The 12,724-nt window shown below is 70.8% G+C and carries 14 protein-coding genes; 7 read left to right on the forward strand and 7 right to left on the reverse strand.

From position 1 onward, the window contains the following. Positions 1 to 104 precede the first annotated feature (104 nt). The gene (locus C8250_RS03975) at positions 105 to 380 is read left to right on the forward strand and encodes a hypothetical protein (RefSeq protein WP_138351565.1); all 276 of its coding nucleotides are present in this window, start codon (positions 105 to 107) and stop codon (positions 378 to 380) included. A gap of 278 nt (positions 381 to 658) precedes the next feature. Here the strand turns inward: C8250_RS03975 and C8250_RS03980 are convergent, their stop codons facing one another. Further along, the gene (locus C8250_RS03980; RefSeq protein ID WP_198357851.1) at positions 659 to 841 is read right to left on the reverse strand and encodes a hypothetical protein; all 183 of its coding nucleotides are present in this window, start codon (positions 839 to 841) and stop codon (positions 659 to 661) included. A 98-nt stretch (positions 842 to 939) separates the two neighbouring features. Continuing rightward, a complete protein-coding gene (locus C8250_RS03985) occupies positions 940 to 1,377 on the reverse strand; it encodes a MarR family transcriptional regulator (protein ID WP_138351564.1) in 438 nt (145 codons plus the stop codon). Between the two features lie 323 nt (positions 1,378 to 1,700). Between C8250_RS03985 and C8250_RS03990 the strand changes: the two genes are divergently transcribed. Together C8250_RS03990 and C8250_RS03995 are read left to right on the forward strand one after the other, a co-directional pair. After that, complete coding sequence (locus tag C8250_RS03990) at positions 1,701 to 3,791, forward strand: hypothetical protein (RefSeq protein ID WP_138351563.1); 2,091 nt, start codon at positions 1,701 to 1,703, stop codon at positions 3,789 to 3,791. Beyond that, positions 3,788 to 5,332: an ABC transporter substrate-binding protein gene (locus C8250_RS03995; RefSeq protein ID WP_138351562.1), complete on the forward strand. Its 1,545-nt coding sequence runs from the start codon at positions 3,788 to 3,790 to the stop codon at positions 5,330 to 5,332. The genes C8250_RS03990 and C8250_RS03995 overlap by 4 nt, the downstream gene beginning before the upstream one ends. A 56-nt stretch (positions 5,333 to 5,388) precedes the next feature. Here the strand turns inward: C8250_RS03995 and C8250_RS04000 are convergent, their stop codons facing one another. Then, the gene (locus tag C8250_RS04000; RefSeq protein ID WP_138351561.1) at positions 5,389 to 6,321 is read right to left on the reverse strand and encodes a GNAT family N-acetyltransferase; all 933 of its coding nucleotides are present in this window, start codon (positions 6,319 to 6,321) and stop codon (positions 5,389 to 5,391) included. Positions 6,322 to 6,476: 155 nt separating this feature from the next. Here C8250_RS04000 and C8250_RS04005 point away from each other — a divergent pair, with 155 nt between their 5' ends. Both C8250_RS04005 and C8250_RS04010 read left to right on the forward strand, forming a co-directional pair. Then, on the forward strand, positions 6,477 to 6,944 hold the full coding sequence (locus C8250_RS04005; protein ID WP_138351560.1) for a DUF4442 domain-containing protein: 468 nt from the start codon (positions 6,477 to 6,479) through the stop codon (positions 6,942 to 6,944). Between the two features lie 9 nt (positions 6,945 to 6,953). After that, positions 6,954 to 7,175: a hypothetical protein gene (locus C8250_RS04010; protein WP_138351559.1), complete on the forward strand. Its 222-nt coding sequence runs from the start codon at positions 6,954 to 6,956 to the stop codon at positions 7,173 to 7,175. Between the two features lie 58 nt (positions 7,176 to 7,233). On the opposite strand, the gene C8250_RS04015 is transcribed toward C8250_RS04010, so the two are convergent. From C8250_RS04015 to C8250_RS04025, 3 genes are all read right to left on the reverse strand, one after another. Continuing rightward, positions 7,234 to 7,851, reverse strand: a complete 618-nt coding sequence (locus C8250_RS04015) for a hypothetical protein (protein WP_138351558.1) — start codon at positions 7,849 to 7,851, stop codon at positions 7,234 to 7,236. A gap of 69 nt (positions 7,852 to 7,920) precedes the next feature. Next, positions 7,921 to 8,739 carry a PaaX family transcriptional regulator C-terminal domain-containing protein gene (locus tag C8250_RS04020; RefSeq protein WP_138351629.1) on the reverse strand — a complete coding sequence of 273 codons (819 nt, stop codon included), beginning with the start codon at positions 8,737 to 8,739 and terminating at the stop codon, positions 7,921 to 7,923. A gap of 89 nt (positions 8,740 to 8,828) precedes the next feature. Next, positions 8,829 to 9,455, reverse strand: coding sequence for a GNAT family N-acetyltransferase (locus C8250_RS04025; protein WP_138351557.1), 627 nt, complete (start codon positions 9,453 to 9,455; stop codon positions 8,829 to 8,831). A gap of 116 nt (positions 9,456 to 9,571) precedes the next feature. Between C8250_RS04025 and C8250_RS04030 the strand changes: the two genes are divergently transcribed. After that, positions 9,572 to 10,633: an alpha/beta hydrolase gene (locus C8250_RS04030; RefSeq protein ID WP_138351556.1), complete on the forward strand. Its 1,062-nt coding sequence runs from the start codon at positions 9,572 to 9,574 to the stop codon at positions 10,631 to 10,633. 30 nt (positions 10,634 to 10,663) lie between these two features. Here the strand turns inward: C8250_RS04030 and C8250_RS04035 are convergent, their stop codons facing one another. Beyond that, positions 10,664 to 11,557: an MBL fold metallo-hydrolase gene (locus tag C8250_RS04035; RefSeq protein WP_138351555.1), complete on the reverse strand. Its 894-nt coding sequence runs from the start codon at positions 11,555 to 11,557 to the stop codon at positions 10,664 to 10,666. Between the two features lie 175 nt (positions 11,558 to 11,732). Here C8250_RS04035 and C8250_RS04040 point away from each other — a divergent pair, with 175 nt between their 5' ends. Continuing rightward, positions 11,733 to 12,599 carry a LysR substrate-binding domain-containing protein gene (locus C8250_RS04040; RefSeq protein ID WP_138351554.1) on the forward strand — a complete coding sequence of 289 codons (867 nt, stop codon included), beginning with the start codon at positions 11,733 to 11,735 and terminating at the stop codon, positions 12,597 to 12,599. Positions 12,600 to 12,724 lie beyond the last annotated feature (125 nt).

Genomic DNA, 12,724 nt, shown 5'->3' on the forward strand with positions numbered 1-12,724 from the left:
CTCACTTGGGTGCCTAGGGGGCTCTGGCGATGGCTCTACGGGGCCTCCGGCGGACACCCTGTCTCCCGCTCGCCGGGATCCGCCGGAAGTGTGACAGTGGAGAGATGAGCTGGGCGTCATGGACAACCACAGGTGTCTTCGCCGGGCGTGGCGGGGTGCGCACCGACGAGGTCGGAATCCTGACGGGCGACCTCACCGTGCACACCACCTGGACCGGTGGTGAGGCACGTGTCGCCGTGCAGTACAGCGGCTCATCGGACTGGTTCACGATGACCGGCAGCCCCATCCCCTGCCCGTCGGAGGCAGAGAGCCGGACCCTGCACGAGGAAGTGGTCCACGCGGTGCGTGCGGGCACGGCCGCCACCGTTCCACCCCACTGAACGCCGGTCTCCGCAACACGGACGCGCGCCTCTCCGGAAGCCGACGGGAGACGGGGGCGGGACCGGCCGTCGGCCAGACCCCGGCGCGCCGAGGGCCGGCGCCGCGATCCGGACCGGTGGGCGTGTCCACGTCGCGGTCGGACGGTTGCTCATGCCCGGCCGGCGTACGGTCCCGCACCCGGCCCTGCGCCATGACGGTGCGGTCGGTGACCACGATGAGCAGCCGCAGGGCGCTGACGATGACCATGATCAGGGCGATCACGTGCAGACCGTGATCGTCAACGTTGGTGTGGCTTCCCGCCCACCGGCTGGGCGATCGCGCTGGCGAGGTACAGCATGGAGACCAGGACCTCGGTCCGCCCCACCGAGACGTGGACGGCGGCCGCGATCGGCACCAGCGCGGTCGCGATGAGCGAGCTGTTGATCGCGTTGATCGCCGATCCCGTGTACAGCGGCGTCACGAACCGCCAGGAGAACGCGTTCGCGGTGCGGGAAGCGTCCCCCGGCGAACGCCTTGAACCTGGCGCGTCCTCCGAGCCCGGCGCACTCTGCGCGGGAATCACAGACTCTCGCCCAACCGCTCGATCAGCGGCGCCGCCGCCATCAGGGTCTTCAACTCCGCCCGGGTGAACCCACCGGCGACGAGTGCCTTCGCCAGTTGCTCGGACCGGGCGCTGCGCCTGTCCCGGAGCGACCGCTGCCCGGCCTTGGTCATCGACATGACCACGCGGCGCCCGTCGGAGGGATCGGGGCGCCGCTCCACCAGGTCGCGCTCCTCGAGCCCGGCGAGCGTGACTCCCATCGCCTGCGGAGTGATCTGCTCGACCCTGGCCAGGTCGCTCGTCGTGGCCGATCCGGCCCGCTCCAGGCGCGACAGGGCCGACACTTCGGGAAGGGTGAGTTCGCCCTGGACGGGCTGGCGTAGCCGTCGCACTAACAGACCGAGGCTCATCTGCAACGCCGAACCGACCGCACTCACATCAAGATCATTCACCATAGTAGGAAGTCTAACTTTCACAGTTGAGACTTTCAATCCAGCTTTCATAAATAGCCGGAACCCGGACAGACGACCTCCTCGCGAAGCGGCGTTTCGCCGCGTACGGCGGTACATCGGGCAACCAGCGCGCATCGCCGCTATTCGATTCGGAAACGCTGCACTCCCCGCTGCCCCACGCGTCACAAATGGATAACTGATCGTGCGTCAATACCCATACGAACTACGGGCCTTGGCCAGGTCGCCTATTCTCCTGTCAATGCTGCTGCGCACCATTGAGGCGGGCGACCGGGGGGATCATGTCGAGGCTGTACGGGGGGACGGTCTTGCTGGAAACCGTGGTGCCCTCGCTGGTCGGGCTCAAGCCGAGCGGCACGGGGCGCATCGACCCACCACGCCGGGGTCATCCGCTGCTGATCAGATGCGTCGGCGGGCGGGGCTCGGGCAAGAGCGCCACTCTTGCGGCCCTCGCGGAACAGTACGCACAGCGCATACCCCAGGCACACGCGGATCTCGCGGCGATCGATTTCGGCCAACCGGGACTCGCCGCATTGGCCGAGGACACCACGGCGAATGCCTCCCGTACGTCTGATCTGCTCTTCTATCTCAATTTCCGGCTGAGCCGGAAACCCGCGGAATTCGGCAAGAAGATGTCTTTCCCCCGGCTGACGCAGGGACTCCTCGCGGTGAGCGGGTGGCAGGCGGAGAGCGCCGACAACCCCGGGCACGCGGTACGGCCGGAGGAACTGGCCGCAGCGAAGCGGCGGCTCGCGGAACTGCTCAGAGCGAGCCAGCCCGACCAGCAAAGGCGCAGGGACAAGGCCGCGGCCTGGGTCGACGAGGTCATCCAGGCGGTCGGCCCGCTGCCGCTGCCCGCGGGGATGGACGCGATGGTGCGGGCCCTGCTGCGGATCGTCGCCGCCGAGCTGTTCAGCCCGCGCGCGCACCGGGGCGGTCTGACGTGGTGGGCGAGCCGACAGGTGGCGCAGCAGGGCGATGCCCACGACCAGCTGACGGAACTGGCGATGAAGTTCCGCGGTGACGCGGAGGACCGGCAGCTGGCCGAACGGTTCCTGATCGCCGCGCTGCTTGCGGACATCGCGGACCACTACGGCTTCCTGCAGGTGGCCAACGGCGTGCCGCGTCCGCTGCTGCTCCTGGACAACGTCCACAGCCCGCTGGGCCGGGTGTTCCTGGACGAGCTGGTGCGGGTGTGGCACGAGGAGGCGGCCGGGTCCCGCAGGGTGATGCGGCCGGTCGTCGTCGCCACGGCGTTGCAGGAGGTCGCGCCGGTGCGGGACGACGACACAGCGCCGTCGACACGGCGCGTGATCCGGTCCTTCTGGCAGGAGGACCGGCCGAACGCGGCGGCCGACTGGATCGTGCCGCTGCGGCTGGCGCAACTGGATCTCGACGAGGTCAAGGACATGTTCGAGGAGGACCACCCGCCACCGGGTGCCGCCCGGCTCATCCTGCGCCTCAGCGGCGGGCGGGCGGGCGTCGCCCACCGTCTGGTCCAGGCCGTCGCGCGACGTGTCCGGCTGCGCGAGGACATCAGCCTCGTGGGGCTCCTCGACATTCCGGCCGCCGCCGACCCGGGACCGTCCGTGAACGGCAGGCTGCTGGAGGGGTTGATCCCGGACGAGGTGGCCCGCGAGCGGCTCACCTACTACGCGCCGGCGCTGGACGACACGGCCGCGTACCGGCTCAGCACGGTCTACCCGCCGCAGGACCCGGGCGGTGTCCCGGTCCAGGAGGCGCTGGCCCATCTGCGCGACAACCAGTGGTCCCACGTGCCCTGGGCCGGTGTCGAGGGACCGTTCGTCGGCGACGCCCCCCTGCGGCTTCTGCTGCTGCACGAACTGAGTGCCCGCACCGGCCGGGTCCCCGGCGCCGAGCCGTGGAAGACCATCCACCGGCGCTGCCGGTCCCTGTACGACCCGTACGACCAGGGCGGTGCCGCCCATCGCCCCGACACGCGCTATCTGCACCACTCGCTCGCGCTGGGCGAGACGGACCTCGTCGTGCGCTGTCTGCACCGGCGGTTCACCGAGCAGGACGCCACGGGGTGGCTGTCCGCCCTGAACCTCGTCTGCGCGGCACCCGCTCCCCCGGACACCCTGCCCGCCCCCGCCGACGACACCGTGCCGTGTCCGGGCTGCGCGGCCGAAGCCGATCATCCCGTCCACCAGGCCGTCCGGCTCCTCGTGAACCAGCTGTGGCACCTGTCCCAGCCGCTGTCGATCCCCACGGCTGCCGCGATCAACAGCATCGGGCTGCAACTGCTCACCCTCGCCCAGAACAGCGGGCCGGAGGCTCAGAAGATCTTCTTCCGTGCCCATGAGGAGTGGCCGCAAGAACTGCACCACTGGACCCAGGCGCCCAACCTGCAGACCTACGGAGTGTCCGGCACATGAAGCTACTGCCCGACGGAAGGCTCTACCGCGCCCTGGTACTCGGTGCCGCGGCCGTCGTACTCGGCCTGGGCGGCTACTTCCTCGTGGCCTGGCTGGTGACGGATGACACGGGTTGCGCGCACGGCGTCGAGAAGCGCGGCACGAAGAGCGAATGCACCGGGGTCACCGACGGAGGCTTCCACTTCACCGAAGCGCTGGCTCCGGTCTTCGGGCGCATCAAGGCCGAGAACGACAGCATCGCCGACAAGTCGCCGGCCACCGTCGCCCTGATGATCCCGATGATCTCCGACAACCCGGCCGAGCAGCACGAGTTCACCGAGCAGGTCCAGGGCGCCTATCTCGCCCAGTACCGCGCCAACCACCAGGCCAACGGGCAGCGGCCGCCCATCCGGCTGCTGCTCGCGAACCCGGGCCGCAACTACGAGTTCTGGGAGCCGGTGGCCCAGCAGCTCGCCGACGCCGCCGCCTCACCGACCGAGAACCTCCGCGCCGTCACGGGCATCAACATCAGCCTCAAGGAGACCGAGAAGGCCATCGCCTTCCTCACCGCGGGCAAGGGCATTCCGGTGGTCGCCGGGCCCATGACCGCGGACGACATCATGAACAGCGCCGCCCGCCCGCACGCCTACCCCGGCCTGGCCCGCGTGGCGCCCAGCAACTCCGACCAGGCAGCCGCCCTGGGCTCCTTCGGATCGGACATCAAACCCGCCGAGACCATGGTGGTGGAGGACGTCCGGCAGGACGACAACTACCTCACGACCCTGCGCCAGGCCTTCGAGAAGCTCGCCAAGGGCGCACCGCACGCTCCGGAGACCTTCCGGTCACCCGCCGACTTCAACGACGAGGGCAACCTCTCCAACGACTTCCACCAGATGGTCCCGGACATCTGCTCCTCCGACGCCAAGACCATCTACTTCGCCGGGCGTCCGGTGCAGCTGCGGCAGTTCCTCATCGAGCTCGGACGCCGCAACTGCGCCAAGCACTACACGGTCATCAGCGGTTCGCACGCCTCCACCCTGACCGTGGACACCAAGTTCCAGGACCAGTGGGGCTCGCTCACCGCGGGCTCCGGAATCACCGTCCGCTATGCCGCCCTCGCGCACCCCGACTCCTGGAGCGGCGACGGTCCCGAGACGCCGGGCGGCTCCAGGAGGGCGTACAAGGAACTCGCCGATCTCGCCACGCTGTTCGGCAACACCTCGGCCACCGGCATCGGCCGGACCTCGCTTTCGGACTCGCGCACCATCATCACGTACGACTCCGTCACCACGGCCATCAGCGGCATCCGCAACGACACCGTGGGCAAGGTGGAGATGCCCACCCTGGACGAGGTGGCCAACAGCTGGCTCCGGCTGCACGGCGGCAACCGCGTCAACGGCGCCGGCGGCTGGATCTGCCTGGACCAGTACGGCAACCCCTACAACAAGGCGGTCGCCATCGTGCATCTGGACCCGGTGACCAAGTCCGCCGCCTTCGACCGGCTGGCCTGGCCCGCCGGTCGCGCCCCGGACGCCAACTGCTCGATCCGCACCGGCGGCTGAGCGGTCCTGCCGAGCAGTCCACGGCTCCGGGCGGGGGCCGTGAGCGCCATGCGGGATCAGAGCGCGCGGCTGAACTCCAGCCGGCCTGCGAAGTTCTCGTACCCGGCGCTCCGGAACGCCTTGGCCATGGCCACATTGGCCCGGTCGCAGTCGCCACGGATCTCGGTCGCGCCGTTCGCCGCGAGAATGCGGGTGCTCCGGCTGACGACCGAGGCCGCGTACCCCTTGCCCCGGTGGGCCGGTGTGACGCCGACGAATCCGATCACCGGCACGCTGGGGTTCTCGGCCGGCAGGCTGACCACGGCAGGAGTGCCGTCCGCGGCGTAGCCGACCTCCCACCACTCCGGTTCGTGCCGCAGCCCGGAGGTCTCCTCGAAGAGCAGCTCGGCCGCGGGCCGCAGCCCGTGTTTCGCCACGTCGGCTGCCAGGCGCGCATCAGCGGTGTCCGCGAGGAGCTCCTCCAGTGCGTCGATGAACGGCTCCCGGCCGATGACGGCGAGCGAACGGAAGTCCAGCCGGTCGTCATCCGCGGGCAGCTCCCCGGAAAGCGTGCGGCGAAAGCGCAGCCCGTCACGGATGAGCTCGAACCCCGCGCCCCGCAGGAGCTCCTCCCGGCGCTGGGGGTCGCGCTGGAACTGCGGGGCCTGGGCGGGCGAGTCCAGGACGTGTTCCAGTTCGGTCGCTCCGAGCTCCCTGGCCTGCGCGGCCACCGCGTCGAGCAGTGCCGTGCCTGTCTCGGGTGAGCCCTCAGGCGCTTCGAACAGCACCATCGCGAGGGGGACTTCGTGGCCCGGTATGGTCCACAGCACCGCGCTGCCGGCCGGCTGCCCGTCGCCGCCCTCGGCGACCAGGCACCACTGCGGCCGCGTGCACCCGCTGTCGAGGAGCCCGCCGAGATACTCGCGGGTCGCGGCGTTACGCTCGGCATCACCGGGATGCTCGACCAGGGCGGGGAGTTCATCGGCGCGGGCGATGCGAATGAGCGTCACAGGGAGCCTTGTCCGTTCGGGGGCGCGGTGGGCGGCGCGGTGATCGATGCCGCCCGGCGAACCTATAGCGCGCAACCGGTCCCGGACCACCTTCTTTCGCGCGATGTTGGGGCTGCGGCCACTCCCGCGTTCACCCGCGCTGTCACGCTGCGCCCGTGGACGTCACGACATTGGCTCGCGCGCTGCTGGAACCGATACCGGCCCACCGGGCGGCGGGGCTCGAAGTCCTGCGCGCCGCCGACGGCGCCGCCGAGGTCGCCATGGTGACGCTGCCGGAGATGACGAGCGTCATCGGTTCCCTGCACTCCAGCGGTCTCATCACGCTCGTCGACGCCGCGGGGCTGGCGGCGATCATCGCCGCGTGCGAGGCCGCGGACGATTTCCAGCACGTCGTTCCGCTCGGGGCGACCGCGTCACTCGACTTCCGGGCGCCGGCCCGCGGCAAGCTCCTGGCGTCCTGCCGGCTCGACGCCGAGGCCCGCCGTGTGCTGCGACCGGTGCTGTCGGGCAAGGCGACCCGGGCCCGCATCACCACCGTCGCCGACGTCACCGATGCGGCGGGAACCCTGGTGTGCCGGGGCACGTTCAGCTGGAGCATCCGCCGCAGTCCCACAACGGGCTGACAGGGATCGGTGACTCCGACCCGGGCCGCCCGGCCCGGCAGCGCTCCGCCACCCGCCGCCGCGCACGGCTTCGCCTACGACATCCGCACCAGGGTCTGGACCGACCTCGGCGACCACTTGATCGCCCACCTCCAGGTCAGCGGACACACCGCCGCCGGCACGGACGGCCACACCGCCGACCAGCTCGCCGTGCTCGCCAAGCACCGCTGGCAGCGCAGCTTCTACGCCTGACGACCGGTGACCGACAGGTCCTGTCGGGCGATGCTCCCGGTGGTGGGGGCGCCCGGCCCTATTCGCTGAGCCCCACGACGCCCCAGCCCCGCCGGGCGGCCTCGGCGAGGACGCGGCCCCAGTCCTCCAACAGGTCGGTGAACGCGTCGAAGTCGCCGACCCAGGCCTCGGGGGCGGCGGCATGCTCGGAGAAGGCCGCGCGCAACCCGCCGAGCCTGGGCCGTACCTGCTCCCAGGTCACGGCCAGCTCCCGCACGCTCTCCGGTGACCGGGCGAGCAGCAGGCCATAGGTGATGCCCGGGTCGTCGGGGAAGAACCCCGGATCCGTGTGCTGCGCCGCACCGTCCGGCCCCTCCCAGATCAAGCCGAGCAGCAGGGCGTCCAACCCGGTCCGCAGCAGTGGATCGGCATGGTCACGCACGGACTCCCACCGCTGCCCCGCCCAGAAGTGCGCCTTGAACGAGCCGCAGGTGCGCCGGAACTCATGGACGGCGAAGAAGGCAGCGTCGGGCCCGCCCGGCCGCACCCAGTCGCCCTCGACCGCCGGCGCCCCGTGGTCCCACAGCCCTGTCTCGTCGGCGTACCAGCCATCCCTCAACCGCGACAACCGCTCCTGGGGCGGCGCCTCCCCCAGCCATGACCAGGCGGCGATCATCACGTTGATGTCCAGTCCCATACCGGGCGAGACTACCGATCGCACGTACCCGGGCCGCCCTGCCGGCACTCAGCAACGCGCCTGAAGCTCTCAGGTGACGTCCCCGTAGAGCCGGAAGATCCGCGGCCCGGCCTCGCCGCGGTCCCGTTCACGGAGCAACGACCAGCAGCGGGCGACGAGTTCTCTGGCCTGGCTGCCGGCCCAAGGCTGCGGCAACAGCTCCGGTGGGAGCAGCGGGTCGGGTTCCATGGCGCGGGTGAACTCCGCGGCGATCTCCACCGCGATGGTGAGCAGTTCGGGTGCGGTGAGTTCCACCGGGTCGTTGAGACGCTCCAGCCGGGGCCTGGCCACCGCGCCGAGGCGGTGGTAGCGGTCGGCGATGGTCTGCTGGGGCCAGAGTTCACGGGCGAGTGCGACGGGTTCCCGCAGGTCGCCCCTGCGCAGGTCGTTCGAGGTGAGAAAGGTGACGCGGTCGAGCACGCCGAGGCGGCGGGCTTCGTCCTCGACGTAGGGCTCCCACGCGTTCGCGCTGACGTACAGGCCGCCCTGCAGGACCGCTCCGCCCAGGCGCAGGAGCGCTTCCCGCAGGGCGTCCCTGGCCGTACGGGACGCTTCGGGTACCGCGAAGGCGGCCAGGTGCCAGGTGCCGCCCCAGGGCGCGAGCCCGGCGTCCTGCTGGAAGGCGTAGCGGACGAACTCGATGTCGGGTGCGATCGCGCGGACGGTGTCGGCGGTGGCCCGCAGCAGTGCCTTGCGGCCACGGCCTTCGTGGGTGAAGGCGCCCTCGGCGACGAGCCGCTTGATGCACAGCCGTACCTGTTGGTCGCTCATGGCGAGTGCGCCGGCGACGTCGTACAGTTCGCCGGCGTCCACGGTGCCGTCCTCGCGGAGCAACGCGTCGACGAGCATGCGGGTCGGGACCTCGACGGGTCCGGCCGCCCCGGCGTCGGGCGGGGGCCCGGTGCGGTGCGACGGGGACGGCGGCGGCTGATGATCGGTCACGGTGTCCCATCCTGACAGGCCGGGACGGCGCGCAGCATGGTGGCCACGGAGCCGAAGCCGAGGAGCGAGCGCAAGTAGGGTGTGTGTTCGGTCCGGACGACCGAGAAGCTCCGCCGCTCGTACAGTTCCCTGGCGCGCGGATTGGTGTCGATCACGTCCAGCCTGATCTCGCGGCAGCCGCGCTCCGCCGCCACTGCGGCCACCTCCTCGATGAGGAGGCTGCCGACGCCCCGGCTTCTGACCTGGGAGTCCACGGCGATGCCGTCCATGACGAGCTGACCGGAGTCCGTGGGCCGGCGTTCGAACAGGGCGAGGATCAGCACCCCCCTGAGGCCCTTGAGGACGCCGTATGCGCGCAGGACGTCCCAGGCCGTTCCCCCGGTGAGCGCCCGGCCGCCGTGCTGATAGCCGGCGAGACCCACGAGCCGCCCGTCGAGGTACGCGCACACGGCACGGTCGGCGTTCAGGTGGTCCGCGATGAACCGCACCGCCCGGTCCTGCGGGTTCAGCGCGGGGCCGAGCTTGCGGCCGAACGCTTCCCAGTACAGCTCGGCCGCCCGCCGCTCCGAGCCGGCGGCAACCCCCCGCCGGACCACGATTCCTGTCCGCGCATCAGCTCCCATGTCGTCCCCGCACCCCTGTCGTCATCGTCATCGCCGACCCTCTGTATCTATCATCCTTCTCACGATCGTATCTTATGCGATAGTTATGATCTCGTTCGATACCCAGGAGGCAATTCATGCGGTCAGGGAACACGCCCCCACGTCGACGGCTGCGCGCAGCCGTCTGGTCGCTCGTCGCGGTGCTGCTGGTGGCCGCGGGTCTCGGCGGCGTGGTGCTGTGGCAGAACTCCTACGACATGGACGAGCACCGTGTCGTCGTCCGCCAGGGCGGCCATACGCTCAGCGGCGTCCTCAGCACGCCCCGGGACGGCCGCACCCGGCACGGGCTGGTCGTGTTCGTCCACGGCGACGGTCCCGTCGATGCCACCCACGAAGGCGGGTACGAACCCCTGTGGGAGGCGTACGCGCGCAGCGGCTACGCCTCCCTGTCCTGGGACAAGCCCGGCGTCGGCGGCACGCCCGGGGACTGGCTCGGCCAGTCGATGGACGACCGGGCGGACGAGGCCGCGGCCGCCATCGCCTGGGCCCGCTCCCGTCCGGACATCGACACCGGGCGGATCGGGCTGTGGGGTGCCAGCCAGGCCGGCTGGGTGCTCCCGAAGATCGCCGCGCGGACAGCCGTGGCCTTCGTCATCGCCCTCTCCCCCGCGATCAACTGGCTGCGGCAGGGCCGCTTCAACCTCCTCGCCGAACTGCGCGCGGAAGGCGCCACCCCCGCGCGCATCCAGCGGGAGACCGTCAGGAGCGACACCACACGCCGCCTGCTGGAACGGCGGGCGACCTTCGAGGAGTACGTGCGGACCATGGGCGGCCCGGACGCGATGACCGCCGGCCGCTGGGGGTTCATCACCAGGAACTACACCTCGGACGCGACAGCCGATCTGCCCGCACTGCGCGGCATACCGGTGCTGCTCGCCCTCGCGGGCCAGGACGTCAATGTGGACACCGCCGACACGGAGTCCGTCTACCGCGCCGTGCTGGCGCCCGCCGGCCGGCTCACCGTCCAGCACTACGCCGACGCGAATCACTCGCTGGTCAAGCACTCCGTCGAGGAGTCGGACCTCAGGATCACCCTCACCGCCCTCTTCGCCCCGCGATCCCTCTTCGCGGACGGCTTCCTCGACGACCAACGGCAGTTCCTGCGGGAGCTCCGCGCCCCCGGCGGGACGGCCCGGTGATCCGCGCCTCCCGCCGGTCGCGGCCGTGTCTCACGCGGGATGTTCCGAGCAGAGGCAGCTGACGCCCTTCTCGATCCACTCCTGACCGGCCCAGTCCGGGTGCCGCTCGATCATCAGCGCCGATATCTCGTCGATGATCGTCTGCTCGCCGACGGCGGAATCGCGGCGGATCCACGTCTCGTCGCGCAGGAGCCGCAGATAGTCGCGGACGTCCGCCAGCAGTTGCGGCCCGCCGACGTCACCGTGACCGGGAACCACGACCTTCGCGCCCTCGGCGGCCAGCCGCTGCATCACGGCAAGCCAGCGGGTGCCCGAGACGTCGGCGTCGTACGGCGGGAACCACGGGAAGATGGCGAACTGGCCGGCCTCCACGAGGTCGCCCGTGAACAGGACATCGGCGTCCGGCACTCTCACCACCTGATCCCCCTTGCTGTGCGCCCGCCCGGTGGCCCGCAGCTGGACCACCCGGCCTCCCAGGTCCAGGTCGTACGCCTCGTCGTAGACGACATCGGGTTCCACCGGTTCGACTCCCCGCAGCCGGCGCGCCACCGGCTCCCCGAGCCCCTTGAACATCTCCAGATAGCCGGCGCCCTTCACCTTCAGGTCCTCGGCCTGGGCCCGGTTGACCAGGAACGTCGCCTCGCCGGCGAAGACCTGTGCCCCGAAGGAGTGCTCGGGGTGGAAGTGCGTCGTGGTCAGGAACAGCCGGCGGCCCCTGGCGTAGTCCGCCGCGAACTCCAGCACCTTCGCGGCATTGGCGGGGCCCAGGCCCGTCTCGACGACCAGAACGGATTCCTGACCGCCGATGATGCCGATGTTCGGGACGAGCTGGACCCGCCGATCCGGGATGACCACCAGGTCACGGGCGAGTTCCCGCACCTCCGTGACCTGTACGACGGGGTCCTGCAGGACGTGTTCGGCCATCGTGGCTCCTGGGTCTTGTCGGCGATCGAACCGAGCCGGCAGTGCCGTGACGACACCCGGCGGTCCGTCCGGTGCCTGTCGTGGCAGGCCCCGTGGTCCCAGTCAGCCGCGGGATGCGCCAGGTGTCCAAGACCGATTCCTGCCCGCCGATACTGAGCGGGTATCGTTGCTGTTCATGGACTTGCGGACGCTGCGCTACTTCGTGGCGGTCGCCGAAGAGCTCCACTTCGGCCGGGCCGCCGCACGACTGCACATGACCCAGCCACCCCTGAGCCGGGCCGTCCAGCAACTGGAGTCCGATCTCGGCTGCGCACTGCTGCACCGCACCCCCACCGGTGTCTCGCTCACCGACGCCGGGGCCGTGCTCTACGACGAGACACGCACCCTGCTGTCCCAGGTCGAACAGCTCCGTAACCGGGTAGCGGCCGCGGGCGGCACCGCCACCCTCACCATCGGGACCCTCGCCGACAGCGCCGAACAGGTCGACACCCGGCTGGCCGCCGCCTACCGGAAACGCCACCCCAGCGCCCGGGTCCGCATCCGCGAGGCCGACTTCACCGACCCGACCGCCGGACTGCGGGCCGGCCTGGTGGACGTGGCCCTGACCCGGGCACCCTTCGACGACACCGGCATCACGGTCCGCGTGCTGCGCTCCGACCCTGTCGGCGTGGTCCTGCGAACCGACGACCCGCTCGCCGACCGTGAGAGCCTGCGACCGGACGATCTCGCGGACCGGCGATGGTTCCAGCTGCCCGAAGGGACCGATCCCGCGTGGCGGGCCTTCTGGAACGGCCCGCCGGCCACCGCCCACCGACGGGACGGGACGGTCGTGCGCACCGTGCACGAGTGCCTGCAGTCCGTCCTGTGGGACGGCGCCGTGGGACTGGCGCCACTCGCCCACGCCCTCCCCGAGGGCCTGACCTCCGTGCCCTTGATCGACATGCCGTCCAGCGATCTCGTCATCGCCTGGAACAGCAGCGACACCAACCCGTTGATCCGCTCCTTCGTCCACCTCGCCGCAACCGTCTACCGACCGGCCTGAACCGCAAACTGCCGTCGGCAGGCAACTCGGCCCGGCTACTCCCGGCCGCTCCCTTGATCGATCGCGAACGCGATGATCATGCAGCGGGCTTTCGCTTGCGTCCCCCATGGAACGTGCTGGTCTTC

The organism is Streptomyces sp. So13.3, assembly GCF_005860785.2.
GTDB lineage: Bacteria > Actinomycetota > Actinomycetes > Streptomycetales > Streptomycetaceae > Actinacidiphila > Actinacidiphila fildesensis.